General features: G+C 49.0%; 16 protein-coding genes and 1 tRNA gene. 12 read left to right on the forward strand and 5 right to left on the reverse strand.

Translation table 11 applies throughout. The annotated features are described in order from the left end of the window. The first annotated feature begins 56 nt into the window (after positions 1 to 56). The 3 genes from GWG06_RS11495 (at position 57) to GWG06_RS11505 (ending at position 7622) form a co-directional block, all read left to right on the forward strand. Positions 57 to 2183 (forward strand): alpha-ketoacid dehydrogenase subunit alpha/beta, encoded by a 2127-nt coding sequence (locus tag GWG06_RS11495; protein WP_235938298.1) that lies wholly within the window; start codon positions 57 to 59, stop codon positions 2181 to 2183. Between the two features lie 681 nt (positions 2184 to 2864). After that, positions 2865 to 6023, forward strand: coding sequence for a SusC/RagA family TonB-linked outer membrane protein (locus tag GWG06_RS11500; protein WP_127043299.1), 3159 nt, complete (start codon positions 2865 to 2867; stop codon positions 6021 to 6023). Positions 6024 to 6050: 27 nt separating this feature from the next. Further along, positions 6051 to 7622 (forward strand): RagB/SusD family nutrient uptake outer membrane protein, encoded by a 1572-nt coding sequence (locus tag GWG06_RS11505; protein WP_127043298.1) that lies wholly within the window; start codon positions 6051 to 6053, stop codon positions 7620 to 7622. Positions 7623 to 7871: 249 nt separating this feature from the next. Here the strand turns inward: GWG06_RS11505 and GWG06_RS11510 are convergent, their stop codons facing one another. Beyond that, complete coding sequence (locus tag GWG06_RS11510; protein ID WP_127043297.1) at positions 7872 to 8432, reverse strand: RNA polymerase sigma-70 factor; 561 nt, start codon at positions 8430 to 8432, stop codon at positions 7872 to 7874. Between the two features lie 328 nt (positions 8433 to 8760). Here GWG06_RS11510 and GWG06_RS11515 point away from each other — a divergent pair, with 328 nt between their 5' ends. From GWG06_RS11515 to GWG06_RS11530, 4 genes are all read left to right on the forward strand, one after another. Continuing rightward, on the forward strand, positions 8761 to 9837 hold the full coding sequence (locus tag GWG06_RS11515) for a FecR family protein (protein WP_160713403.1): 1077 nt from the start codon (positions 8761 to 8763) through the stop codon (positions 9835 to 9837). 245 nt (positions 9838 to 10082) lie between these two features. Further along, positions 10083 to 13508, forward strand: a complete 3426-nt coding sequence (locus GWG06_RS11520; RefSeq protein WP_202183001.1) for a SusC/RagA family TonB-linked outer membrane protein — start codon at positions 10083 to 10085, stop codon at positions 13506 to 13508. 20 nt (positions 13509 to 13528) lie between these two features. Further along, positions 13529 to 15334, forward strand: coding sequence for a RagB/SusD family nutrient uptake outer membrane protein (locus GWG06_RS11525; protein WP_160713405.1), 1806 nt, complete (start codon positions 13529 to 13531; stop codon positions 15332 to 15334). 174 nt (positions 15335 to 15508) lie between these two features. Further along, entirely contained in the window at positions 15509 to 17968 is a 2460-nt protein-coding gene (locus GWG06_RS11530) for an outer membrane protein assembly factor BamB family protein (RefSeq protein WP_160713407.1), read from the forward strand. Positions 17969 to 18098: 130 nt separating this feature from the next. Here the strand turns inward: GWG06_RS11530 and yiaA are convergent, their stop codons facing one another. From yiaA to GWG06_RS11545, 3 genes are all read right to left on the reverse strand, one after another. After that, the gene (gene yiaA, locus GWG06_RS11535; RefSeq protein ID WP_127044665.1) at positions 18099 to 18500 is read right to left on the reverse strand and encodes an inner membrane protein YiaA; all 402 of its coding nucleotides are present in this window, start codon (positions 18498 to 18500) and stop codon (positions 18099 to 18101) included. 36 nt (positions 18501 to 18536) lie between these two features. After that, complete coding sequence (locus GWG06_RS11540) at positions 18537 to 19007, reverse strand: group II truncated hemoglobin (RefSeq protein ID WP_160713409.1); 471 nt, start codon at positions 19005 to 19007, stop codon at positions 18537 to 18539. Positions 19008 to 19146: 139 nt separating this feature from the next. Next, positions 19147 to 19218 (reverse strand) — tRNA-Met (locus tag GWG06_RS11545). Between the two features lie 196 nt (positions 19219 to 19414). Between GWG06_RS11545 and GWG06_RS11550 the strand changes: the two genes are divergently transcribed. After that, positions 19415 to 20413 (forward strand): suppressor of fused domain protein, encoded by a 999-nt coding sequence (locus GWG06_RS11550; protein WP_160713411.1) that lies wholly within the window; start codon positions 19415 to 19417, stop codon positions 20411 to 20413. Here GWG06_RS11550 and GWG06_RS11555 read toward each other — a convergent pair. Next, positions 20393 to 22402 carry a hypothetical protein gene (locus GWG06_RS11555; RefSeq protein ID WP_160713413.1) on the reverse strand — a complete coding sequence of 670 codons (2010 nt, stop codon included), beginning with the start codon at positions 22400 to 22402 and terminating at the stop codon, positions 20393 to 20395. The genes GWG06_RS11550 and GWG06_RS11555 overlap by 21 nt on opposite strands. 205 nt (positions 22403 to 22607) lie before the next feature. On the opposite strand from GWG06_RS11555, the gene GWG06_RS11560 reads away from it, so the two are divergent. The 4 genes from GWG06_RS11560 to GWG06_RS11575 all read left to right on the forward strand — a co-directional run bounded on the left by GWG06_RS11560 (position 22608) and on the right by GWG06_RS11575 (position 26891). Continuing rightward, positions 22608 to 23489, forward strand: coding sequence for a TraB/GumN family protein (locus GWG06_RS11560; protein ID WP_127036676.1), 882 nt, complete (start codon positions 22608 to 22610; stop codon positions 23487 to 23489). Between the two features lie 13 nt (positions 23490 to 23502). Beyond that, on the forward strand, positions 23503 to 24006 hold the full coding sequence (locus GWG06_RS11565) for an RNA polymerase sigma factor (protein WP_127036675.1): 504 nt from the start codon (positions 23503 to 23505) through the stop codon (positions 24004 to 24006). Beyond that, positions 23996 to 24598, forward strand: a complete 603-nt coding sequence (locus tag GWG06_RS11570; RefSeq protein WP_160713415.1) for a hypothetical protein — start codon at positions 23996 to 23998, stop codon at positions 24596 to 24598. Before GWG06_RS11565 ends, GWG06_RS11570 begins: the two co-directional genes overlap by 11 nt. 112 nt (positions 24599 to 24710) lie before the next feature. Beyond that, positions 24711 to 26891 (forward strand): outer membrane beta-barrel family protein, encoded by a 2181-nt coding sequence (locus GWG06_RS11575; RefSeq protein WP_160713417.1) that lies wholly within the window; start codon positions 24711 to 24713, stop codon positions 26889 to 26891. Positions 26892 to 26909 lie beyond the last annotated feature (18 nt).

The following is a 26909-nucleotide window of genomic DNA, read 5'->3' on the forward strand; positions in this document are numbered from 1 at the left end:
TAGTTGCAATAGCAACTAATTTGCTGAATCCACCATCATCACCAAAACAGTTTTACGTGTTTAAAGATAGTACAAGCGTTTCAACTTTAAAAGCGGCGCCCGGCCGGGAAGAGAAGAGGAGCGAACTGGCGGATCTGCTGACAGCCTACCGGCTGATGTGCTATGCCGGCAATATGGCCGCTACCTACGAGGCTAACCGGCCTGTCTGCAAGTATGTACATTCTACCTCCAGGGGGCATGAAGCCATTCAGATTGCCACCGGTATGCAGTTACAGCCCTGGGATTTTGTAAGCCCGTATTACCGTGATGAGAGTATGCTGCTGGCTATGGGTTTTGAACCATATGAACTGATGTTGCAGCTGCTGGCCAAGGCAGATGACCCCTTTTCCGGGGGACGGTCCTATTACAGCCACCCGAACAGCCGCCGGGAAGACCGGCCGCAGATTCCCCATCAGAGCAGTGCCACCGGCATGCAGGTAATTCCGACCACCGGCATGGCACAGGGCGTACAGTACCTGGAACAGACGGCTTCCTCCCTGCTGCGAACAGGCCCCGGCGGTGAACTGCCGGTAGTGGTATGTTCCCTCGGTGATGGCAGCGTTACGGAAGGAGAGGTGAGCGAAGCCCTGCAGTTTGCAGTACTCAAACAGCTGCCGGTCATTTACCTGGTGCAGGATAACGACTGGGGCATTTCTGTAACTGCCGCAGAAGCCCGCGCGATGGACGCATATGAGTATGCAGCCGGATTTAAAGGACTGGAACGGATGAGAGTAGATGGGAGCGACTTCACCGCCAGCTACGCAGCCATGGAAACAGCGATCGCATATGTACGGCAGGAACGCCGCCCGATACTGGTACAGGCGAAAGTGCCGCTGCTGGGGCACCACACTTCCGGCGTACGCAAGGAGTGGTACCGTACTGCAGAAGACCTGGAAAAACATGCAGCCAACGACCCGGTACCGAAGCTGAAAGCCCTGCTGCTGAAACATGGCGTTACGCCCGCCGACATACAGGAAATAGAAGAAAACGCCGCGGTATACATTACAGCAGCATTCGATAAAGCGGTGTATGCGCCGGAACCCGCTCCGGATACAGTACAGCAACATGTATTTGCACCTACGCCCGTAACAACGGAAACGGGTACACGTAATCCTGCCGGCGGCAGCAAGGTGGTGATGGTAGATGCAGCCCTGCACGCAGTGGAAGAAATTATGCAGGCCTTTCCGGAAGCAATTTTTTACGGACAGGATGTAGGAAAGCGCCTGGGAGGCGTGTTCCGCGAAGCCGCCACCCTCGGCGATAAATTCGGGGATCACCGGGTATATAATACCGCCATCCAGGAAGCCTATATTATAGGCGCTACAGCCGGTCTGTCGGCCACCGGTGTGAAACCCATCGTAGAAGTACAATTTGCAGATTACATCTATCCCGGCTTCAACCAGCTGGTGACAGAAATTTCGAAGTCCTGTTACCTGAGCCAGGGGAAATACCCGGTGCAGACGCTGATCAGGGTGCCTATCGGCGCTTACGGTGGTGGCGGTCCCTATCATTCCGGCAGTATAGAAAGTACGCTGCTCAGCATCAAGGGGATCAAGGTGGTTTACCCTTCCAACGCAGCGGATATGAAAGGATTGCTGAAGGCGGCTTTCCTGGACCCTAACCCTGTAGTGATGCTGGAACATAAAGGACTATACTGGAGCAAGGTGCCCGGTACACAGGACGCAATGGCCATAGAGCCGGCAGCAGATTACATACTGCCGCTGGGCAAAGGCGCTGTGGTACAGGCGGCGCATCCCCGCGATGTACAGGAAGGCAACTCCCTCTGCATCATCACTTACGGGATGGGGGTATACTGGGCAAAGGCTGCTGCCAGAGCTTTCCCCGGCAATGTGGAGATTATAGACCTGCGCACCCTGTTTCCGCTGGATGAGTCTCTCGTATATGATACTGTGAAGAAGCATGGTAAATGTCTGCTGCTTACAGAAGAACAATTGAATAACTCCTTTATACAGGCGCTTGCCGGCCGTATCCAGCAGCAATGCTTCAGGCACCTGGATGCACCGGTACTTACCGTTGGCGCAATGGATCTGCCGGCCGTTCCCCTGAATATGGGGCTGGAAGCCGCTATGATGCCCAATCCGGTAAAAGTAGAAGAAGCCATCCGCACGCTGTTAGCGTTTTAATCATGTAAGATTTTTTTATTTGAGATTTTCTATCTGAAAAAGGTGTCCTTTGGGTTTTCCGGAGGGCACCTTTTTCAGATAGAAAATCTCAAATAAAAAAATCTTACATGAATTCGAATTTTTTTGCAAAAACGTTTTAGTTATCTGGAAATAATTATATTTTTATGTTCAGGAGCTGTGGCGGGAATGTGAGAGAATTTATGCCAGCCCAAATTCAAATCTGATTTTTTACTGTAATTGAAAAAGTTAGGGGGAATTAAGAGAAACCAAAAAACGCCGGCCAAAATGCTAAATCGATTGTGCCAAAGCGTATTTCACGTTAGAGGTAAGCCATATTATTCACAAAAATTTTGCTGACAAATTGGAAACTGCGCAGATGACAGCGACAGATTTCTGAAAACTTAAAGCAGTAGATTAACACGTTATAGGTAAAGTAAAACAACAATGGTAACACGGCCATTGACTCAGGATTTTTCACCAATTATCCGGTAAAACAGTAAGGACTGCCACCGCGCATATTGTAACAAACAATAGCGCCCGTTGCGCCCGTCAGGTTTATCACGTGACCTGTTTCAAGACTTATTTTATGATTTCGTTCCATCCATCATACGGAGGGACCTTATATTCCTATTGCAAAATCGTTTTAGCATTGAGCCTTTATTAACCAAAAAACCAAAACGTATGAAGAGAAAATTATTATTTCTAAGGCGAACAGCCCTGCTCAGCAGCTTGTGGCTGCTGCTGGCAGCGCTGGTATTTGCCCAGGAGAGAAAAATTACGGGTAAAGTTTTCGACTCAAGAGACAACTCCCCGTTACCCGGCGTTACCATCCAGGTGAAAGGTACCAGCACCGGTACTTCCACCGGAGCAGACGGTAGCTATACCATCACCGTTCCGGGAAATACTTCCGTTATCCAGTTTTCCTTTATCGGATACGTACCGGCAGAAAGAGCAGTCGGTAACGGCGCTACGCTCAACATGGCGCTCAGCGCAGATGTGAAGTCCCTGCAGGACGTTGTGGTGGTAGGTTATGGTACGCAAAAAAGATCTGACCTCACCGGCGCAGTAGCTTCCGTAAAAGCGGCTACCCTCCAGGAAAGGCCCTCCGCTTCCGTGAACCAGGCACTGAGCGGCCGTATTGCCGGCGTACAGGTAAATACTAACTCTGGTCGCCCCGGCGGACAAACCAACATCCGCATCCGTGGTTTCAGCTCCATCAACACGACTAACAACCCGTTGTATGTGGTAGACGGAGTGGCGCTTCCGGTAGGCTCCCAGACGCAGAACAGTAACGCTATCGACTTCATTAACCCGAATGATATCGAATCTATCGAGGTGCTGAAAGATGCGTCTTCTACGGCTATCTATGGCGCAAGAGGTGCAAACGGCGTAATTATGGTCAGCACCAAAAAAGGATCTGCTTCCGGCAGCCGCGTTACCTATGATAACTACTTCAGCATGAATACCATCGGGCCGCACCGCGTGAAAATGCTGGATGCAAAAGAGTACCTGGCCCTGGAAGATCAGGCGTGGAAAAATGCCGCCATCTATGATAAATCCAGATGGGATACCGGCTACTATACGTCCAAAGCACCGGCGCTGAAAAGAACAGACGCGCGCCTGTTTGATAAAGACGGCAACCCGCTCTATAATACCGACTGGCTGAAAGAATCCGTACAGCATAAACTGACGCAAAGCCATCAGCTGGGCTTCACCGGCGGTAACCCGGATACGCAATATGGCCTGTTCCTCGGTTACCTGGACGATAACGGCCTGCTGCTGAACTCTTATCTCAAAAGATATTCGGCGCGTTTTACAATCGATACCAAAGTGAAAGAATGGCTGAGAGTGGGTGGCTCCCTGAGCTATAACAGCCAGCAGGAAAACCTGGTAGACATCGGCACCGGCGGTCTGAACTCTGTCCGTATGATTACAGAAGCGTTGCCTTTCCTGCCTGTGAAATTTGCGGACGGCACCTGGTCTAACAACAAGGTGTACCCCGGCGCTGAAGGCGGTTCTAACCCGGTACAGATTCTTACTGACAGGAAGTATATTCTCAACACGCAAACCACACTCGGGCACGCCTACGCCAACATCACCCTGGCCAAGGGGCTGGAGCTGCGCAGCGTGGTAGGCGCCAACATCGTTACCCGTGGCCGCAACGAATGGAACGGCCGCTCCCTGCTCGATATATCTGCTTCCCAGAAAGGTATTGCCATCATTGCCAATGACCGTGAAACATACTGGTCCTTCGAAAACTTCCTGACCTACACCAAACGTTTCGGTAAAGATCATTCCTTCACCGGATTGCTGGGTTTAAGCTCCCAGGAAAGCAACTGGTATACCTTCACTGTACGCGGCGAAAACTATTCTACCGACTACCTGGAAACCAACAGTCTGGGCTCCGGATCTGTAATACCGCCAAGCGGCGCTGGTTCTGCGCGGCTGCGTTTTGCATTCAACTCCTATTTTGCCAGACTGAACTATGCGTATAAAGACCGCTACCTGGTGACTTTAACAGGCCGTCGTGACGGATCTTCCCGTTTTGGCGCCAATAACAAATACGCATTCTTCCCCTCTGCAGGTCTTGCCTGGAGAGTATCTGAAGAAGACTGGCTGAAAAACAGCAAAGTGTTATCGCACCTAAAACTGCGTACCAGCTTTGGTCTGACAGGTAACTCCGAAATTCCTCCTTATCAGTCGCTGGAATCACTCAACGCCGGTCCTGACTACGCTGCCATCATGGGTGGTGCAAAAGTACAGGGCGTTGGTACCAACACACTGGCTAACCGCGACCTGAAATGGGAGAAAACCGCACAGTATGATTTCGGTGCGGAAATAGGCTTACTGAAAAACAGGATCAACCTCGAGGCAGACATCTACTACCGTAAAACCACAGATATGCTGCTCGATGCGCCGGTACCCAGCACCAGCGGCTACACCACCATCCGCAAGAACATCGGTTCCATGGAAAACAAAGGTCTGGAGCTGGGCATCAATGCGCTGGTGATCCAGAGCAAGAATTTCAGCTGGAATTCCACGTTTAATATATCCTTCAACAGGAATAAAATCCTCTCCCTCGCTACACCTGCCGATATATTTGGAGTAGGTGGTCCGAACTTCACCAACCAGACCAACATTCTTCGTGTAGGCGAGTCCGTTGGCTCCTTCTGGGGGCTGGTTCGGGAAGGTACCTGGAGTGAAGCGGAAAGAGCCGAAGCAGCTAAGTTCCAGAGCTACCGCGGTGGTAAAACCATGCTGCCGGGCGATATCAAGTACCGCGATGTCAATGGCGACTACATTATCAATGATGCGGACCGTATGATTATCGGTAATGGTAATCCCAAAGGCTGGGGTGGTTTTATCAACACCTTCAAGTATAAAAACTTTGACCTCACCCTGGAGCTGCAGTTCATGTATGGCAACGATGTGCTGAACATGACTCACCACTCCGGCGAAGACCGCACGGGGCTGGCTAACAGCTTCAGATCAGTACTGAATTACTGGACGCCTTCCAACCAGAACACACCGATTGCAGCCGTACGTCATCCTGATGCGCAGTATGTAACAAATGTGGATACACGCTGGGTAGAAGACGGCTCTTTCCTCCGTGGAAAGAACCTGCTGCTGGGCTACACCTTTGATGCAGCTACCGTTCAGCGCCTGCATCTGACAAAGCTGAGAATTTATGCTTCCGCACAAAACTTTTTCCTGAGAACAAAATTCAGTGGCAACGATCCGGAGGTAACTACCTACAGCAATGCATTTGCACAGGGACAGACCTTCTTTGACTATCCCAAACCAACGATCTACATGGTGGGATTAAATGTGGCGTTTTAATTTGTTCAGCACTCAAAAAGATCAATTATGAAGAGAAATATCATTAATAAAGTAGGACAGCTGGTGCTTTGCGGCGCATTGCTGATGGGAACGGGAACCGGATGTAAAAAATTCCTTGATGAAAAGGACCCGTCCAACCTGAGCCGGGAAACATATTTTACCTTGCCCGAACATGCGGATGCCGCCTTGATGGCAGCTTATGCCAGGCTGCGTATTATCGGCTCCGGGGCGGGTATCTTCTCCAACAACTTTGAAATGCTGGATGCGCCTACCGGTACCATGACTACCGCCACCGCACAGAACTCCGACCTGAACAACCTGCTCGGACTGGTGTACGACGGTGATAACCTGCATATCGGGCAGTGGTGGAAAGGGCTGTACCGTGTGGTAGCGCAAACCAACCTGGTACTGGATAATATAGACCGTATCAATCCCATGGATGAAAACCAGCGTAAACGTGTGAAGGGAGAAGCCCGTTTCCTGCGTGCGTGGGCCTATTTTTACGCAGTAAGATTATGGGGAGACGTACCGCTGATACTGAAGTCGCAGACGCCTGATTCGCCCGATTTCAGCCCCGGACGCACTAAAACGGAGGATGTATACAAGGCTATCGTTGACGATTTGCTGGCTGCAGAAGCTGCAGGACTGTCATGGACCAACACCAACGGCGGTGCAGGGCTGGCGGCAGTGAAGGCCCAGCTGTCAAAAGTATATCTTACGATGGCGGGCTATCCGCTGAGCAAAGGCGCCGCCTATTACAAGCTCGCGGCAGACAAGGCTAAGGAAGTAGTTGACTACGCCAATGCACATCCGCAGGAAATAGGATTGTTTCCAAAATATGATGACCTGCATGATGCCGGTAACAACAACAAGCTGGAACACCTGTTCCAGGTGCAATACCTGAACGGGGTAGAAGAGAACCCCCTGCAATCTATCATGCTGCCTAACAACTCCCTGCCAAAGGATATCTCTGCCAAAGGCAGCGGTGTGGGCAGTGAAGTGGTATCTCCTTCTTTCTATACTTCCTTCAAAAAGTTTGAACCTACCGATAAACGTACGGATGAACAGCAGTTCTTCTACACTTCCTACTTTGTGAAAGGCGACGGAGATCCCTTCCCGCTGGGTGCACCTTACATCTTCAAGCACTTTGACCGTGCCTGTCATGGTATGCCCGGTAAGAAAGGTACCGGTGTGAGTAACCTGAACGTACCGCAGATCCGCTATGCAGAAGTGTTGCTGATATATGCAGAAGCGCAGAACCGGGCAGACGGAACTGCTAACGCTGATGCATATACGTCATTAAATGCTGTCCGTAAAAGGGCCAATCTGAAAGACCTGGCAGGGCTGGGGCAGACAGCCTTTGAGCAGGCAGTATGGCGGGAACGCTGGCATGAACTGTGTTTCGAAGGCATCACCTGGTTCGATATGCTGCGCCTGCGCAAAGTATACAACGAAGACAACAACGGTTTCGATGAATTCATCGGCCACGTGAATAAAGGCTCCGGCGCCGTACTGGCAAAGAAACACCTCCTGTTCCCGCTACCCGTATTCGAAATGAAAAACAACCCTAACCTGAAGCCCCAGAACGAAGGCTATTAGTCATGTGGTTATTTGATTATTGGGTTATTTGAGATTTGATCGGAATTTGTTGGATGTATGGGGAGATAAGAACGTAGAATTGAAATAGAATAATAGATAAGCGAATGAACCACCTGATTTGAAAATTGGTTATTTGGTTATTAAGAAAAATGCGGCGGAGATTCTTCTTCGCTGCATTTTTTATTAACAAATACCAGGAAACCAATGTGGGCTAAATCTCAAATAAAAAAATAAAAAAATAACCCCATCTTAAATGCGCTCGAGTGTGAAATTGACCGCGGTGGTGAGTTTTTTCATGGCGATGGCGAGTTGATTTTCTACGGTTTTAACGGAGAGGTTGAGGACGGTGGCTACTTCCTTGTAGCGGAGGCCGTATTGCTTTACCATGATGTATACCATGCGGCATTTGGGTGGGAGCTGGCCGATGGTGAATTCCATTTTGCGGATCATTTCCGCGGAGATCATGAGTTGTTCAGGGTCGCTGTCGAAGGCAATGTCGAGGTGTTCATCTTCCGGAAGAGCCACCTGCCGGGATGCTGCCTGCTTGCGGATATGATCGATGGCTTTGTTTTTGGCAACCACAAAAAGATATACCTGCGGATTTTTTATGTCCGTCAGTGATTGCCGCTTCTGCCAGCAATGCATAAAAACATCGTTCGTTATTTCTTCTGCCACCTCTTTGGAGCGGGTGAGCGAGAAAGAAAAGCGCAGCAGTTTAATAAAAAAATGATTGTAGAAAGCTTTGAAGGCCGCCTGATCATTGTCCGCTGTGATGTTCTTAAATAATTCATTGATTGTACACTGATCCATCCCTGTAAGCCGCTGATAATGGTTGCAATATTAGATAACGCAGATTACGCTAAAGTTAACAAAATATTCTGTCCGCCCGATTTTTTTTAGCAGTGATATTTTTTTGCAGAAAGCTGATAATATCTGCACCTGTTAACTTTAAGATAATATACCGATGATAGACTTTTTTAGCTGAATTCTTTACCTGAACAGTGTTGTAATTTGTTTGTTTGTAGATATATAAATATTATTATTTTAATTATTTAATGTTTCAAAAAAATTATGGAAGTGTTTTGGGGGTTTTTAAAATTGTTTTCGTCCTACTATTGAAACACGGACTAAAAGCAACATGACTGAGCGCCATCGCGTATATATTTTAATGGCCAGGAAAATCTCCGGCGAGGCCACTGCACAGGAGCTGGATGAACTGGAATTGCTGCTGCAGCAGGATCCTGAGCTGCGTTATGCTTTTACGATAGTGGACGATGTCAGCGGAGTGAATGAGGCAGACGGGTTTACCGCAGCAGAAGAGGAGCAGTTGCTGAAAGACGGGATGGACCGAATGAATCTTTTCCTGCAGCAGGAGACTGCTGTAACACCGGTACGGAAAATGAGTCCGTGGAAAATAATAGCGGGCATGGCTGCCGCTGCAGCGGTACTGGTGAGCGCTGTTATCTGGTGGCCACGCGATGACAGGAAGCTGGCATACCGTAATGAAGTAGTGACCAAAACCGGCTCCAAAACAGCCGTGGTACTGCCCGATGGCACCAGCGTGGTACTCAACGCCTGCAGCCGCCTGCAGTATGATGCCAACCGGTTCCTCAGCGGAGAGCGGGAGGTGAGCCTTACCGGCGAAGCCTATTTTGATGTAAAACATGATCCTTCTCACCCGTTCATTATTCAGACGGGCAAGGTGAACATCCGGGTGCTGGGCACTGTATTTAACGTGAAAGCCTATACGGAAGACGCGACAGTGCAGACAACCCTGCTGAGCGGTAAGGTAGAGGTGAGCTTCCCTGAAGGGAGTGCTGCCGGAAGCCGCAAGGTGATTCAGTTACAGCCCGAACAGAAATTAGTGATCAATATAAGGAAAGATAAACCAGTAACCGAAACAAAGAAAACCAACTTTACAATTGCTCCGGTAAAAGCGATGATTACCCCGGGCAATGACGCTGCCCTGAAACCGGAAACGGCCTGGGTGAACGACCGCTTTGACTTTGACAATGTCACTTTTGAGGAACTGTCGCACGACCTGGAACGCTGGTACAACGTACGGCTGCGTTTTAAAAATGATAAATATAAAAAGGAAGTATTCACCGGCGCTTTCCGCAAGCAAAACATCGACGATATTTTGCAGGCTTTACAGCTGATGTCCGGCTTCCATTATGAAATGAATACCACAGAAAACATAATAGATATATGGTAATCATCTGCTTAACAATATCATCTATGGCTTGATAATCCACTGATTTTCTTTATCTGCCGGCTGGCATGAAAAAGGGAGAATGCGGCAACATCCCCCCTTTAAAAATGTCGGCTGAACAATGTAAACCACATCCTCACGATTTGGTAATGGCTCATTATTTAACCTAACGAAACAAATTTATGAAAAAAAGCTATTGGTGGCCTTCTGGTATTCCGGAGCGGAATATGAGGAAACTATTATTGCGTATGAAACTAACCTCCGTATTGCTTTGTGCTGGATTCTTACAGCTCAGTGCGCATGGGTTTTCACAGGAAAAAATCAGTGTTAATTATCGCAATATTAACATTGGAAAACTGCTGAACATCATCGGTCAGAAGAGTGATTATACCTTTGTGTACAAGAATGCCGTTATCCCGGAGAAAAAGATCTCCATTGCGATGACGGATGCTCCCGTGCGCGAAGTGCTGGATAAAGCGCTGGCAGGCACCTCCCTGGGCTATAAAGTGATGAAGGATAACCTGGTGGTGATACTCGAAGCAGGTGATAATGTGCAGAACTTTCCGGTGAAAGGAAAGGTGACGGATGAAGCAGGTAACCCGCTGATAGGGGTAACCGTACTGGTAAAAGGCACCACCAACGGTGCTAAAACCGATGCAGACGGCCGCTTTTCACTGGAAGTGCCGGAAGGCGCCGTGGTGGAATTCACCTATGTGGGATATGAAGCGCATCAGCTGAAAGCCAAAGAAGGCGTTACCCTGAACATAGCCATGAAAGCCAACTCCAGCGGACTGAACGAAGTGGTGGTAGTGGGTTACGGAAAGCAGAAGCGCGTAAACCTCAGCGGCGCTGTGGATGCTATTTCCGGCAAAGAACTGGAGAGCCGCCCGATTACCAATATAGGCACGGGTTTACAAGGTTTACTGCCCAACCTGAACATCACCAACTCCGACGGACGTATGTCTTCCGCAGCGAAGTTTAACCTGCGCGGCATGACCTCTATCAATGGTGGCGATCCCTTTATCCTGGTAGATAACATTCCCTTTACCAACGAAGAAGTTTCCCGCCTCAACCCCGCGGACGTAGAAAGCGTGACTACGCTGAAAGATGCAGCAGCTGCTGCTATCTACGGCGCCCGTGCGGCTTTCGGGGTTATCCTCATTACTACCAAATCAGGTAAAGACGGCCGCCTGGTGATGACTGCCAACAGCAACTATGCGGTACGTACCCTGGGTATGACACCTAAAGTAACCCTGGATCCACTTACCAACATGCAGTATAAACATGATGCGGCCTTCCCGTTGTATGACCTGTATCCCAAGCAGGACAGGGATTACGCAGCATTACTGAAGAACGATCCGTCCTTACCGGTGACTATCCTCAACCCATCCAATAAAAACAAATGGGTATCTTACGGTAGCACGGACTGGTTAAGGGAAGTATACCAGAAATCAGCGCCGGCCTACAATGCCAATTTCAGCATTTCCCGCGGCGATGAGAAACTCAACTACTATTTCTCCGGGGATTTTTATCAGCAGGATGGTATGCTCCGCTTCAATCCTGATAAATACAACCGCTACAACCTGCGCGCCAAAGCTACCTATACCATCAACGACCGCGTGAAGATAGGAAGCAATACCATGTACACCAATGCTACCTACGATCAGCCGGCCAATACCACCGACTATCTGTTCTTCCACAACGTGAACCGCTCTCCAGCCATGGCCGTACCTAAAAACCCGGATGGTACATGGACTGGTGACGGCGCCAAATTAATAGGGCTGTTACAGGAAGGCGGCCGCACCAAAGACACCTGGAGCGAATTCATGACCACCCTGAACGCAGAAGTAGGCATTATTAAAAACGTATGGACACTGAAAGGAGATATGACCTTCCGCCGCGGTTCAGACCTGGGCAGAAGCTATGTGCTTCCGGTAGGATTCCACGACGGTCCGAAAGAGCCCATGAAATACACAGACGGGGCCAGTACCGGCAACACTTTCGCGGAGCTGACCAGCGCCTCCAACATGAGCACAGATGTAAGATATAATGTATTCAACGTTTATTCCGATTTCCACAAAACCTTTAATAAAGTACACTCGGTAGGCGCGCTGGTGGGTTTCAACCAGGAATACCACTATAATAACTACCGTACAATGACCCGTAAAGGTCTGATCAGTCCTAACTATACCACTCCGAACCTGGCTACCGGCGTAATTGAGCAGCGGGAACAGATCCGTGACTGGGCCGTAAGAGGTATCTTCTATCGGCTGAATTATACATTCGATGATAAGTACATCCTGGAACTGAATGCGCGTAACGATGGTTCTTCCAGATTCCGTACAGAAGACCGCTGGGGCTTCTTCCCGTCTGCTTCGGCAGCCTGGGTGGTAACTAAGGAAAAATTCTTCAGCAATATTAAAAATGCAACAGGTATTGACCACCTGAAACTGCGCGGATCCTATGGCTCCCTGGGGGATCAGCAGTGGAGCGAATACGGTTACATGGAGCTGATGCCGTCAAGAAATGTCAACTCTGTATTGGAAGGCGCCCTGCCGATCTATGTAGGTATTCCTGAACCGGTAACGCCTACCTATACCTGGCAGACCGTAAAAACGCTCAACGGCGGTATCGATCTGACCATGCTGAAAGAGCGCTTAACGTTTAGCTATGACCGTTATACCCGCTATACCAACGGTATGTTTGCCAAGGCGCAGGAACTGCCCGCTGTATACGGCGCCAAGGTGCCACCGGTGAACTCTGCAGACCTGAAAACGCGCGGCTGGGAAATCACCCTCTTCTGGCGCGATCAGTTTAAACTGGGCAACAGCGATTTCAGCTATGGCGTAAAACTGCTCGTGGCAGACAGCCGCAGCTTCATTACCCGCTACAGCAATCCGACCGGTACCCTGAAAAATTACGACCATAGCGAGTTCCTGAAAAGAAACTACTATGTAGGCCAGGAAGTAGGCGATATCTGGGGGCTGGTAACAGAAGGATTCTTCCAGAATGCAGATGAAATTAAAAATCACGCCAAACAGGCGGAAGTTGGTTCCGATGACCAGAATTACCAGTTCTATCCAGGAGATCTGAAATTCAAAGACCTGAACGGTGACGGTAAAATCAACTATGGCGATAACACCATCTACAATCCCGGTGACAGAAAAATCATCGGTAACAACGCGCCCCGCTTCCCTTACAGCGTGGACCTGACAGCCTCATACAAGGGCTTCGATTTCCGCGCCCTGATTCAGGGTATCGGTAAAAGAGACTGGTATCCGAATCCGGGTAACCACTACTTCTGGGGTATCTATGCGCAGCCATGGGCCAACGTGCAGCTGCATAACATGGACCACTGGACACCGGAAAATCCTAACGGTTACTTCCCGCGCGTAAAGGCTTACATCGCGGAAGATGCCACAGAGCTGGGAGCACCGCAGACAAAGTACCTGCAGAATGCAGCCTATGCCCGCCTGAAAAACGTAACGCTGGGTTATACACTGCCTAAGCATCTGACAGAAAAAGCAAGAATCAATCGTCTGCGTTTCTATTTCAGCGCTGAAAACATTTTCACTGTTTCTCACCTGAAAGCCAATATAGATCCGGAAGGACTGGATGGTGCGCTTTATCCGTTCCAGAAAACATATTCGTTCGGTCTTAACCTGAACTTCTAATGATTATTAAAATGTGCAACATGAAAAATACGAGGCTTATCACTTCCCTGCTTATATCGGGTTGTATGGCAGTGTCCTGTAAAAAGGACTTCCTGCAGCGCAATCCACAGACTGAAATTATTGCTGCAGATTATTTCAACTCACCACAAGACCTGGAAACCTACCTGAATAAACTGTACGATAACCAGGCAGGTGCCCCCACCAATGATATTAATTCAGATAACGTCAACAGCGCCGGTACTGAACTGGAAAACCTGGTACACGGCAACATTTCACAGAACAACGTAGGTGGCTGGGATGACTGGGATCAGCTGCGTAATGCCAACTTTATGCTGGATAACGTATACCGCGTAAAGGGCGACGACAGACTGATCCGTCATTATACCGGTGTAGCCCGTTACTTCCGGGCGAGATTCTATGCCGGAAAGATTGCCGCTTATTCAGATGTGCCCTGGTATTCGACTGCTATGAGTAATGTGGACCAGGCGCTGTACAAAGGCCGCGATCCGCGCAAAGCCGTAGCAGACTCCGTGCTGGCCGACCTGGAGTATGCAGCCAATAACGTATTGCCTGCTGATTCCGCCAAAACAAATGGTACCCGTGTCAGCAAATATGCCGTACTGGCGCTGATGTCCCGCTTTTGCCTGTCTGAAGGTACTTTCAGAAAGTATCATCCGGAGCTGAGCCTGCAGGGTACTGCCAGCGCCTTCCTGCAAAAAGCAGCGGAAGCCTCCGAGAGAATCATGAACAGCGGTAAATACAGTGTCTACACCACCGGAAAAGGCGGAGAAGACTACCGTGCACTGTTTGTGAGCCCTACACTGAACGGTAACAGGGAGATTATCATGTGGAGAGAATCATCTCCGGCACTGGGTAAGGGTAATGATACCCATTCCGTACTGGGATGGACCTGGAGCCTCAGCCAGAGCCTCGTATACACTTATCTCATGAAAGATGGTACGCCATTCACTTCCCAGCCGGATTACGACAAGAAGGGGTTTGTAGCCACTTTTGCTGACAGGGATCCGCGTTTAGCCGAGACCGTATCTTTCCCGGGCTATTCTCCCAACAATAACAATATATACTATGTAGCGAAGCCTTCCCTCGGCGGTTATGACCAGCTGAAGTACTATCCCCGCGATCCGGCCATCCGCAACAGCTGGGGTACCAACTACACGGCGCTGCCTATCTACCGTTATGCAGAAGTACTGCTGAACTACGCAGAAGCCAAAGCTGAGCTGGATCAGCTGTCACAGGCAGATCTGGATAAATCCGTTAACCTGCTGCGCGACCGCGTACTGATGCCACGCCTGAATATGGGTACTGCCAATGGTACTCCTGATCCTGTATTGAAAAGCGCTTATAAGGACGTAAACTCCGCCAACACCGGCGTTATCCTGGAGATACGCCGCGAACGCAGGGTAGAACTGGCCTGCGAAGGATTACGCCAGAACGATGTTAACCGCTGGAAAGCCGGCAACCTCCTGAAAGAGGCGCCACAAGGCATGTATGTGCCTGCTCTCGGCGGCATCGATATGACCGGCGACGGTGTTGCTGACATGGCCATCCTGCCCAATGAAAACGATTCCTCTTCCATCATGGGCCTGCCCGCAGATGTAAGAGGCAGACTGGCCCGCTTCTATCTCGTTGAAAAAGGTAAGGAAAGCAATTTCTACCTCACCAACGGAACCAACGGCCACATTGCTTTTGGCAGCGACCGCACCGGCCGCGGATTCGAAGAACCGAAATATTATTACCGCCCGATTCCAAGACAACAGATCGTATTGAACGATAATCTGAAACAGATTTTTGGATGGGATAAATAGTTGGTCGGGAATTGCGAATTACGAATTGCGAATTACGAATGTAGAAGCGAAGAACTAAACGAAGATTAAAAGAGATATACAATAGTTATCCCCCTTTAATCTTCGTTTAGTTCTTCGCTTCTACATTCGTAATTCGCAATTCGTAATTCGTAATTCCCCTTTTAAATAATAACCATGATAAAAACAACAACATTCTTCCTCTGCAGCTTCCTCTGGCTGCAGGCTGCCATGGCGCAGGGGTATTCAGGAAAAGTATTCGCAGACAGCAATGCCAATGGTAAAGCGGATGCAGGAGAGCAGGGCCTTTCAGGCGTGAGGGTTTCCGATGGGCTGACAGTAGTGGAAACAGATAAATCCGGGAATTATCATCTGCCGGGGCATGCAAAAGCCAGGTTCGTGTTTATCACTACACCGGCAGGGTACAGGTTTACCAGGGAATTTTATCTGAAAACAGACAGTAGCACTACCGGATATGATTTCGGACTGGAACAGACGGGCAGAGCGCAGACAGCTGCTGCAAAGTTCGTTCGCCTCGCAGATACGGAAACCCATCAGTTCAACAGCTGGCTGCCGGATGCACGGGATTATGCCCGCAATGAAAACGCAGACTTTATCATTCATACCGGCGATATCTGTTACGAAAAAGGAATGCAGTTCCATGCGCAGCATGTAAATACCCGCACCATGGGCGTTCCCACGTATTACTGTATCGGTAACCATGACCTCGTGAAGGGCGCCTACGGAGAGGCTTTGTATGAGTCGTTGTTCGGCCCGGTGTTTTACTCCTTTGAGGCAGGGCCGGCACATTTTATCGTAACGCCCATGCGTTACGGCGATTATCAGCCTTCCTATACGGTGGATGAAGTAATAGCCTGGATGAAAAACGATCTGGCACACGCAGACCCGAAAAAGCCTGTCATCGTATTTAACCATGATCTGCTCACTTATGATACCCTGTTTACGATCCGCTCCGCAAAAGACAGTATCAATCTGAACGATCACAACCTGAAGGCATGGATCTACGGGCACTGGCATATCAACTTCGCGCGTACGCATGGCAACAGTGGTATCCGTTCCCTCTGTGCGGCTCCGCCGCCGGATGGAGGTATCGATAATTCTCCTTCCAACTTCGATGTAGTGGATGTGGATAAAAACGGTATTTCGTATGTGCAGCGCCGCTATACCTATGTACACAATCAGGTAGTACAGGTGTCGCCTTCCGCGGCTGGTGCGGCTTTTGACGGTAATAACCTGCTCGTCAGCGTAAACGCCTATCATACCACCTCTCCCGTTAAGAAAGTGTTGTTCAGCATGTACGATAAAAAAGGAAACCTGCTGAAACAGTTGTCCCTGCAACCACGTACCGACTGGACCTGGACTGCCGCCACACCCGTGCCGGCTGCCTGGTTCAATAACGTATATACGTCGGCGGTAGAAGCCGTTACCGGAACAGGACTGACATTGTTCCGCCGCGATACCTTTACGCTGGCTAAAACAGCTGCTCCGGCTGTAAAAGGACCGGAATGGCCGGAAGTGCTGCGGAACATTGAACGTACAGGTACTACCGGCTTATCCGCCACTGCACAGCTCCGCCTGCTCTGGACAGCCAGCACCGGCGGTAATATCTGGAAATCATCTCCTATCGGGGCAGAAGGGAAAATATTCATCGGTACTATCGATGATGAAGGAAACGGACATTGTAAAATTCTTGCGCTGGATGCGCAGACAGGTAAGCAGTTATGGCAGTTTCCTACCCGTAACTCCATCAAACATAGCCTGAGTTACAGCAAAGGGTTGATACTGGCTACAGATGCAGAAGGTATCACCTATGCCCTGGAAGCCGCCACCGGCAAGCTGAAGTGGCAACATGCCGGCGCATTGAAAGACCTGCCTTCCTATAATTCCGGCGGTGCTATCCGTGACGGCATCTATTATACCGGCGCCGGCAAGTATATGCAGGCACTCGATATACAAAGCGGACAGGTAAAATGGACCAACCAGGACTGGCAGGGAGGAGAAGGTACGCCCGCAGCGATGGCGTTGAAAGATGGTCTGCTGGTCACCTCCTCCAACTGGAATCACCTCTTCGCTCATGATGCCACCACCGGCCGGCTTAAATGGAAACGCAGCGATGAAGGTATCCGCTTCCGCAGCGGCACGCCTGCTTTCTATGACAACCTGTTATATGTGCATGGCATCAATAAACTGCATGTACTGGATCCGTTGACAGGCAAAACAGTAGACAGCATTCCTGTCACGGAAGCCCTGAAAACAATGACTGCTCCGGTGGTAACAGCTCAGTATATCATCACCTGCACCGCTGCCGGCGGCATGATAGCCTTCGATAAAACCACGCACCGGCAGGTATGGCAGTTTACTCCCGGAGAAGCGCTGTTCTATACCGCTCCCTATACCTCGCCTTCTTCCGCCACTATCGAGTCTACTCCGTTGCTGGCCGGAAACCGCCTGCTGACAGGCGCTTCAGACGGATATGTATATGTGCTGGATCTGCACACCGGTAAACCGGTTTCCCGCATTAACGTAGGCGCACCGGTTTTCGCCGATATGGCGGTTTATAACGGAACGTTGTATGTGGCGGATTTCGGGGGAAATGTGACGGGATATAAGTTGTAATTATGAATTAAGAATTATGAATTATGAGTTAGGGCGAAGATCTAAGCGGGTGATTGTGTTTTATCACTCGCTTAGATCTTCGCCCTAACTCATAATTCATAATTCTTAATTCATAATTCTTAATGCATAATTAGTCTCTGATTTCTGCTTTCGCTGCCTGCCCATCCCTCGTATTCTTCTGCACGGTAATAGCGCCGAAAATGCTCAGCAGGAAGGCGAATGCATAGAATCCTTTTTCGCTGGGAAGCAGCGTGGCATTCCATAACCCGATAATGAGCAGGAGGATGCAGAGCAGCATGGATACCCAGCTGATGCCGTAGTAAATATCTGTTACAGGAATACCTTCGAGTTTGTCGCGTACGCATTTTTGTACAGAAACAGCTGCAAAAAGGCCATACATCAGTACGGTAAAGTAATATCCTTTTTCATTCAGCTGCATGGTGGCGTTCCATAATCCGATGATGAAACCAAGGATACCTGCTAACAGTGCTATCCAGGAGGCTGCGATGAAGGCAATTGATGGTTTTTTCATGGTGATAATGATAGTTAAGGGATTTAAAAATAAAAGTTACGGCTGATAGGGGCCGCCGGGTACACCCCAGCCCCATTCAGGCATAGGAGCATTTTCGTTGATGGGATTTTCGGTGGCGTTGGAATTGATGACCGCAATACGGCTGCCCCATTCCAGATAGCCTACTAATGCGGATCTGAATTCCGGATCATCTGCCAACCCGATTTCATCCGCGCTTTCCAGTAATAATTTTATCCATTGCTTACGCTGGGGATCGTTCAGGGCTTTGCCGATGTGATGCGCTACCATTTTGGCGTGGCTGCCGTTATCCTCAGTAGTATATACCGGCGGTCCGCCAAAAACTTCTCCTATAAAATGCGCTACATGTTTGCTGTGTTCAGGACTCATATGCCTGAAAACCGGCTCCAGTAGCTCATCCTTTAATACTTTAGCGTAGAATGCCGTCGTCAGTTTTTCCAATGCTTCCTGCCCGCCGGCCCAGGTATACAGTGATGGGATTGTTGTCATAGCGTTACTGTGTGCAGTGTGGTTTGGTTTGTTCCGGATAAATGTATACTATTTTGCAAGAGGAGGTATTGCACTTTTTGTGGTTTAACATTTCTATATAATAAAAAAATCCCGGACCAGTGTCCGGGATTTTCTTTTGTAGCGAGGAGCGGATTCGAACCACTGACCTTCGGGTTATGAGCCCGACGAGCTACCTCTGCTCTACCTCGCAATGAGGTTGCAAATGTAGACAAATTAATTTAACCACAAAATTTATTTTTCATTTGAGATTTTTTCATTTGAGATTTGGTCATTTAAAATGCAGCGAAGAACTTAGCGGATCATTGATCTGAAGCCGATAGAAAAGAGTTCGCTTAATTCTTCGCTGCATTTCAAATAATCAAATCTTAAATAAATAAATCTCAAATATGGATCCGGTAATGCTGATAGAACAGGCTAACAATCGCGGTACGTTGTATGCCGTGGTAGAACAGGACGACAGGGTGGCTTACTTTTATCTTTATCCTTCTGAACTGTTTACGAATAAATATTCTCCGCGCCCGTGCTGGCTGCGTAATCTTAAAGCTGCTCCCCACAAGAAAGATGTGCAGGCAATGAGAGAAGGAATGGCGCCTATGCTGGAAGCCGCCTGGTGCAGCCATCCTGAAGGAAAGGAACCACTGGAAGCTGATCGCATAGAAATTGTATGGACAGAAGAAGGCGATGGCGCCGCGCTGTTGTATGACGGTGCTCTGCTCGGTGTTATCCCCGGCTGGACGCTTTACTCCGATGAACGTGCCGTAGCATATGCTACCGACTGCACCGGTGCAGATGACAACAGCATTGTATTCCCGCTGGGAACACCTGCTACCAATACCCTGCATGCCAAAGTGGAAAAGGCTGCCGCCTTCTGGAAGGAGTGGAGCGATGAAACCAACCAGGCATGGGGCATGCTGCAGCCGCAATACCTCCATGCCTATGAAGCTGTGCTGGGAGAAACCACAAAGTATTATGCCATTGATGGTGATCAGTGGCCGCCTATGGGGCTGGCCCGTTTCGAGAATAATGAAACAGTATACCTCATCACGCTGGGTATGAGCATACGGCCTATGCCGGTGATAGAAATATTTTACAATGATAATGCGCCTGCGTTCCGCAGGGCGGAGCTGGCGATGGCATTTCCTAAAAAAGATTTCCCGGAAGAACAGATCATGGAAGTTGCCGCTACGATCTCAGGGTTGGCAGACAGGCCGTGGAAAACACTTTCCTGGTTTGGCACCGGTCATACAGTAGGTGTGTCTGCACTGCCTGAGCCTTACAATAGCCTGCTGTTGTCGGCTCCTGCGGCCACCGATCCCGCTATTGCCATGCCGGTTGTTTACGGCGATCCGGTAAACCTCTACTGGTTAACGCCTGTTCAGCGCTAGAAAACGGATCATCTGTTCCGCTTCCCGGGGCGCCAGTATGTATACTCCTTCGCCGTAAGTAGCGGCAGAAAGGGCGTCCTGACGGTCGGGAAGCGGAATCAACGTATAGCCTGTACCGTTGGCGTTCAACGCTGCATTGATACTGCTTACCAGCAGATCGTTCCTGAACAGCTCTTCTTCCCCGGTGGCAGCAATCCGGTAAGGTTTGCCGTTGAAAGTATATTCCCAGATACCGGTATCGTTCATATCATCTTCTGTTATCACCCGGAATACTGTCTTACCGGCCGGGTGCACCCGCTGCAGTGCTTTCTGTGTTTGTGTGATGAGATCGTTGAAGTGAAACCTGCTGCTGAAATATCCCGCAGCAAAGGCAAGTACATCGTTTACATTCCGCGGATTCTGTTCCCTGACAACTGCCGGCAGATATACCGTATCGCCGGGAATAATATTATATGTCCGGCACCGGGCCAGGATAGTATCTATTTCACGCCTGCTCAGGCGCTCTTCCATAGAGAAATATTCCATGGGGTAAACGGCGTAGTCATAGTCGCCCGGGCTGCCATTGTAGCAACCTGCCAGCCGCGGGAAAAGATACCTGGACACTAACGCGTCCGCCTGTACGGAGTTTAGGAGCGCCAGATAAACGGTATCCGGCGCTGTTTCATAGCGCAGCAGGCTGTTGCCGGAAACAAAAAAGAAGCGGCGGTCATCGCCGGTGTCTTCCATATAATGATTCAGAAACTGAAAGTTTTCAGGACGTATCCAGGATTCAAATTCTTTCTCATCGATGGTTTCCTTGTACAGCCGGTTGTTCAGGCGCATGGTCAGCGAGGTGATTTTGGCTGACCTGCTGAGAGCCAGCTGCTCCTGGTAGGCATACAGGCCGTTGGCAGCCGGCCGCTGCTGATGCACCTGCAGGTCTGTAAGCTGCAGGGGGAGTACCTTTCGTGAAACTCTGCCAACAATCCGTTCCGTAAATCCTTTAAGGGAGGTATCCGGAATACGGCCGTAGTCGTTCCGGGGAATGTAGTCATAAGGCCTGATATCAGTAGCCATATATATCGGCACGGCGGTGGCGCAGTAGGGAAAAATATCTTCCGCCCCCAGCAGGGCATAGGGCTTCATCCCCGCTATGATGCGGGTTTTGGCCGATTCATTTATCACGCCTGTGAGCTGCAGCGTGTCCAGCACCTTTAGCTGTTGCTGTTTTATATAAGGATATTTATCCAGGAAGCTGAGCCGGTTAGTCAGCTCCTGCAGGAAGCGCAGGTGCGTGATGCCGGAGATAATATGGCTGCCATCACTGTAATACCGCTCCGGCAGGCTGTCTTCCACATGAACCAGCCCCGCCTGTCTGAAAACGTATAGCCATTGCAGATAGGGCCTGAATGCCTGTACCCGCGCACGTTGTGCTGCAGGCGTATCATCATCGGGGGATACATCAAAGGAAAGGGTGCTGTCCTGAAATACCGGCTGCATCGCAGGGCCGAAAAGTGTTCCCAGCCGCTTTACCAGCAAAGACCGGTTGTTGTCATAGCTGAGATCCTGTGTATGTTCGCCGGCATAATACTGCGCCATGCTGACAATGAAATTAACGAGCGCATAGCGGGAGGGAAACTGATCGTACAGGTAGTATTCCTCTGCAAACTCAGGGCCATGACCTGCCCAGGGGTATTTGTCCAGGGTAGAAAGAGAATCCAGTAATGCCTTGGGAATGCGCGACCGGCCCGGTACCTGTGCTATCATATCGGCATCTGCTATAAATACATTTTGCGTGATCTGCTGCAACGCCGCTTCAGGAATTCCTTCATAAATTTTCAAAGGCTCCTGGCGGGCGAAACGCAACAGCTCTGCTTTACCGGCGGCAGTAAGCACCTGTTGCGCCTCCAGGGAGGCAGCCGCTTTTTCAATGGCTGCTGGTGTGAGTTGCTGGGCACGGACGTGTATATATATAATAAGTAGTAGCAGTACTGATATGCAATATTTCATGAATGGCTGCAGTTTTCACGAAGATAAAGTATATACATCTCAGGATATGTACCGGGAAACCGGTAGTTCCGAAAGAATATTTTCTTTATAATATGTCCTGCTGTCAAGGGTTTTCATCTGCCAGGAGAAAAAAGAAAAAAATATTGCCGGAAAGTGTAACAAAATAACTCCGGCAGATACTAATGAAGTATAAAACTTTAAAACGATGAAAACTTTATTCAGAAAGATAGCAGCCATTACATTTACCATCTCCGGTTTGGTATACGGACAGACAAAAGCACAGGCCCCCAAAGATAATTCCCTGCTGTGGGAGATCAGCGGCAACGGGCTCGACAAACCTTCCTATCTCTATGGTACCATGCATTTGATGTGTAAAGGAGATTTTGAAATCAGAGAGAAAGTGAAGACAGCATTTAATAATACCAGTTCCGTTGTATTCGAAGCCAATCTTTTTGATCCGGCTGAACTGGCAGATGCAACGGCCGGATTCCGGGCCGGTACGCCGCTGCTGCAGCGTATTTCAGTAAAGGATTACCACGTGGTGGATTCTATCCTGAAAGCAGCATTGGATCCTGCTGCTTCCCTGAAGCAATATGATTCCTCCCGCCTGTCCGTTGTTCAGAGTGCTATTGCCACCAAAGGGTTTTCTTGCCAGGACCTTATGATGTATGAGTATGAGCTGCTGAAAATGGCGAAGAAAACAAATAAAACTGTCAATGTTTTTGAGAAACTAAAGGAACAGATTGTATATTTCAACAACGCTTACCCTGATTCTTTTGTAATAGCACAGTTGAAAAAACTGGACATAAAGAAAAATCAGCTGGAAACCGCCAAAATGGTAGGTTACTACAGGGCAGAAGGGCTGGATATGCTGTACAGGCACATTACCAATCCTGAATCCATGACACCGCAGGAAGCGTATTGGATACTGAACCTGAGAAATAATAACTGGATAGCCAAAATGCCGGCCATGATGCAAAAAGAAAGTAATTTCTTTGCAGTAGGCGCAGCGCACCTGGGAGGGGAGAAAGGGCTGATAGCGCAGCTCAGGGCCAAAGGTTACCAGGTAAAGCCTATTCTGAACTAAAGCAGATCCCACTTTGAAAAACAAGGAACAGGAATTTCTTGCACTGATTGAAGCAAATAAAGGAATCATTCATAAGATTTCCAGAATGTACATGGACACCCAGGATGATCAGCAGGATCTTTTCCAGGAGATAGTCTGCCAGCTCTGGAAATCTTATGACTCCTTTAAACACCAGAGTAGCTTTTCAACCTGGATGTACCGCGTGGCGCTGAATACCGCCATTGTATTCCTGAAAAAGGAAAAGCGCCAGCTCCGGACTTCCGATCAGATGCCGGAACACATACCGGCAGACGATCCGCAGGCAGCTATCCGGGAAACGCAGCTGCAGCACTTCTACAGAGCGGTGCAAAAGCTGGAAAGACTGGAAAAGGCACTGGTGTTCTATCATCTCGAAAATTACTCCCACAGAGAAATTGCAGAAAACCTGGGTATCTCCGAAGGTAATGCCAGGGTAAAACTGAACAGAGCAAAAGAAAAATTAAAAACACTGATCAAACAACAAGGTTATGAATTTTGATGATATAAAATCCGCCTGGAATAGTGAAGAAGACAATAGTAACATCATTGTTCCTGTTAAAATAGACAGCAAAAAGGCCGCCCTGCCTGTGGATAAGATCCGCTCAAATATGCGGCTGGAAGCTATTGTGCAGGTTGCTGCCCTGATGCTGATGTACTTTGTTCCGGCATATTATCATTTCGGTGTTGTGATGACTACCGCCTATTATTGTGTATATGGTATTGCAGTAGCTATCACCGCCTATTATTTCATCCGCTTTTATTTCTTTTACCGCCGCATCAGCAATACGGAACTGAACAGCAAAGATCATATATACGCCGTGTATTATGATATTAAGCTGAATATTGAAATGTACAGGTCTTTTACCTATGCTTTGCTGATGCTGGCGCTCGGACTGATTATTACAGCGGTATTCTTCATACCGTCCGCAGATGCCGCCGCTCTTTCAAATAAGCCCATCGGTTATCTCATCATGGTAATGACTGTATTTACCGCCCTGATTGCCATCGCCACTGAAATTGCGCTCCACAGGAATTACGGGAGATACCTGAAAGCTATAAAAGCTATACTGGATGAGTTCAGGGAAGGATAATACTTCCCTGTACTCACTTTCATCCGGAAAAAATACCACTCCACCCTTTTATCTGTCAGAATAATTTTCGCTTTATTATTTTGTCTCCCCTCAAAGCCTGATAACAACCTATATGCGAAAAGTTATACTGATTGTGCTGTGCGGCATAACCACCAACGTGTGTGCACAGAAAAAAGATTCTACCATTCGGGAACTAAAGGAAATATCCATTACCACCAGGAAAAAACCGGTTGAATTCAAAGACGGAAAGATTGTTTACAACGTCAGCAGCAGCGTGAATGCCATGGGCAGTAATGCGCTGGACCTGCTCAAAAGATCTCCGGGCGTCAGCATAGATCCTTCCAATAACATTTCTCTTAACGGCAGATCCGGCGTAACGGTGTATATAGACGGAAAACCCACCTATATGCAGGGAGAAGCCCTCACGGCATTGCTCCGCTCCCTGCAGTCCGCCAACATACAACGGATAGAAATGATGCCTGCCCCATCCAGTAAATACGATGCTGCCGGCAGCGGCGGTATTATCGATATCAGGCTGAAGAAGAACACGGCTTCCGGGTTAAACGGAGATATTGCCGCCGGTATTCACTTCGGACAAACACCTAAAACAGAAGCCGCGCTGAATCTGAACTACCGTACGGGTAAATTCAATGTATTCGGTAACTATAACCATTATTTCGGCTACCGCAATATGGAATATGATTACTACAGGGAACAGGTGGCGCAGCTGATAGACAACCGCACAAAAGATACAGATAAAAGAAACCCCGTTAACTTCAAAATAGGCGTGGATTATAATATCAACAGCCGGCATACGCTGGGGCTGATGATGAATGCCAATCTCTACTTCGGGCCGGGATTAACCAACACCGTTACCTATCTGGCAGACAGCGCCACAAAGCGCCTGCAGTCTGTATTACGGGCTACCAACGATTATTATTCGCAAAAGCAGAACTGGAAGAACTATAATTTCAACTATCAGTACAAGGATACTTCCGGCCGCCTTTTTACAACAGACCTGGATTACGGCTACTACCGCGCCCGTATTAAGAACCTGCTGACCAACCACTTCATTGCGGCAGACAGCATCACAGAAACGGGGCAGTATTCTATCCGTAATTTCAACTTCAGCGATATTAATATCTACGGTATCAAGGCGGACTATGAACAACCGTTTGCAAAAGGAAAACTGAGCGCCGGTATAAAAGGCAATGCCGTTATCAGTGACAACGAAGTGCAACTGTTTGATGTGATGGAGAAGAAAGATCAGCTGAACATAGCGCGCAGCAATACCTTCCGCTATGAAGAAAGCGTATATGCCGCTTATATCCTCGCCGATCAGCAGTGGGGCAACTGGAAACTGCGGGCCGGCGTACGCGGAGAGCAGACCGTTGCCAATGGCGCCTTGCATGCGAAAAGCATCGTCAGCGGACAGGATACCATTCAGGAAGTGAAGAACCGTTATTTTGACCTGTTTCCTTCTGTACACCTGTCGTACCAACCGTCTGCCACACATCAGTTTACGCTGGGGTACAACCGCAAGATAGACAGGCCCACCTATACAGACCTGAACCCTTTTGAATACCAGCTGGATGAACTGTCTAAATGGAAGGGGAATGCTTTCCTGCGCCCGCAATATGCCAGCAGCGTCTCCCTGGGGTATAATGCCAGCGGTATCTTATCAGCTGTGCTAACGTACACGCATAAACGCGACATGTTTGTGCCGGTTACCGACAGTACCGGCGGCAACAAAATGGTAATGATGCCGGAAAATGTGGGTACACAGCATATGATAGGGCTGAATCTGACCTCTTCCGTATCTCCCCTGGAATGGTGGAATATCACCGCTAATGTGAACATGTACCACCGGCAGCATCTTATCAGCTTTGATAAACTGCGCACAGCAACGCTCCGTATCAATACCATACAGATCAATATACAGCAGGTATTTAATATAGGTAAGAAAATGCAGGCGGAGCTGAGTGGCTACTATCAGGCGCCGGACCTGGCTGGCGGCTTTCAGCGCACAAAGCACGTATGGGTAGCCAACATCGGCGTACAGCGTAAAGTCATGAAAGATAACGGTACCCTTCGCATCGGTATCAGCGACCTGTTTCAGACATCGCGCTGGTACGGTATCCGTGATTTCGACGGATTATATTACCGCAATAACGGGTATGAAGACAGCCGGCAGCTGAAACTCGGATTCAGCTACCGTTTCGGCAATATGAAAATCGCCGGGAACAGGGAAAGACATTCCGGATTGGAATCTGAAAGCAGGCGAGTGAAATAAGTAGTAATTTTACCTTCT

The sequence above is a fragment of the Chitinophaga solisilvae genome (genome assembly GCF_009928525.1).
GTDB lineage: Bacteria > Bacteroidota > Bacteroidia > Chitinophagales > Chitinophagaceae > Chitinophaga > Chitinophaga solisilvae.

Excerpts from the sequence above, each read along its gene's own strand:
- GWG06_RS11540 (WP_160713409.1), bottom strand. The coding sequence starts at position 19,007 with ATGACAACAATCCCATCACTGTATACCTGGGCCGGCGGGCAGGAAGCA.
- GWG06_RS11530 (WP_160713407.1), top strand. The coding sequence starts at position 15,509 with ATGATAAAAACAACAACATTCTTCCTCTGCAGCTTCCTCTGGCTGCAG.
- GWG06_RS11570 (WP_160713415.1), top strand. The coding sequence starts at position 23,996 with ATGAATTTTGATGATATAAAATCCGCCTGGAATAGTGAAGAAGACAAT.
- GWG06_RS11505 (WP_127043298.1), top strand. The coding sequence starts at position 6,051 with ATGAAGAGAAATATCATTAATAAAGTAGGACAGCTGGTGCTTTGCGGC.
- GWG06_RS11525 (WP_160713405.1), top strand. The coding sequence starts at position 13,529 with ATGAAAAATACGAGGCTTATCACTTCCCTGCTTATATCGGGTTGTATG.
- yiaA (WP_127044665.1), bottom strand. The coding sequence starts at position 18,500 with ATGAAAAAACCATCAATTGCCTTCATCGCAGCCTCCTGGATAGCACTG.
- GWG06_RS11550 (WP_160713411.1), top strand. The coding sequence starts at position 19,415 with ATGGATCCGGTAATGCTGATAGAACAGGCTAACAATCGCGGTACGTTG.
- GWG06_RS11575 (WP_160713417.1), top strand. The coding sequence starts at position 24,711 with ATGCGAAAAGTTATACTGATTGTGCTGTGCGGCATAACCACCAACGTG.
- GWG06_RS11515 (WP_160713403.1), top strand. The coding sequence starts at position 8,761 with ATGACTGAGCGCCATCGCGTATATATTTTAATGGCCAGGAAAATCTCC.
- GWG06_RS11555 (WP_160713413.1), bottom strand. The coding sequence starts at position 22,402 with ATGAAATATTGCATATCAGTACTGCTACTACTTATTATATATATACAC.
- GWG06_RS11510 (WP_127043297.1), bottom strand. The coding sequence starts at position 8,432 with ATGGATCAGTGTACAATCAATGAATTATTTAAGAACATCACAGCGGAC.
- GWG06_RS11520 (WP_202183001.1), top strand. The coding sequence starts at position 10,083 with ATGAAACTAACCTCCGTATTGCTTTGTGCTGGATTCTTACAGCTCAGT.
- GWG06_RS11500 (WP_127043299.1), top strand. The coding sequence starts at position 2,865 with ATGAAGAGAAAATTATTATTTCTAAGGCGAACAGCCCTGCTCAGCAGC.
- GWG06_RS11560 (WP_127036676.1), top strand. The coding sequence starts at position 22,608 with ATGAAAACTTTATTCAGAAAGATAGCAGCCATTACATTTACCATCTCC.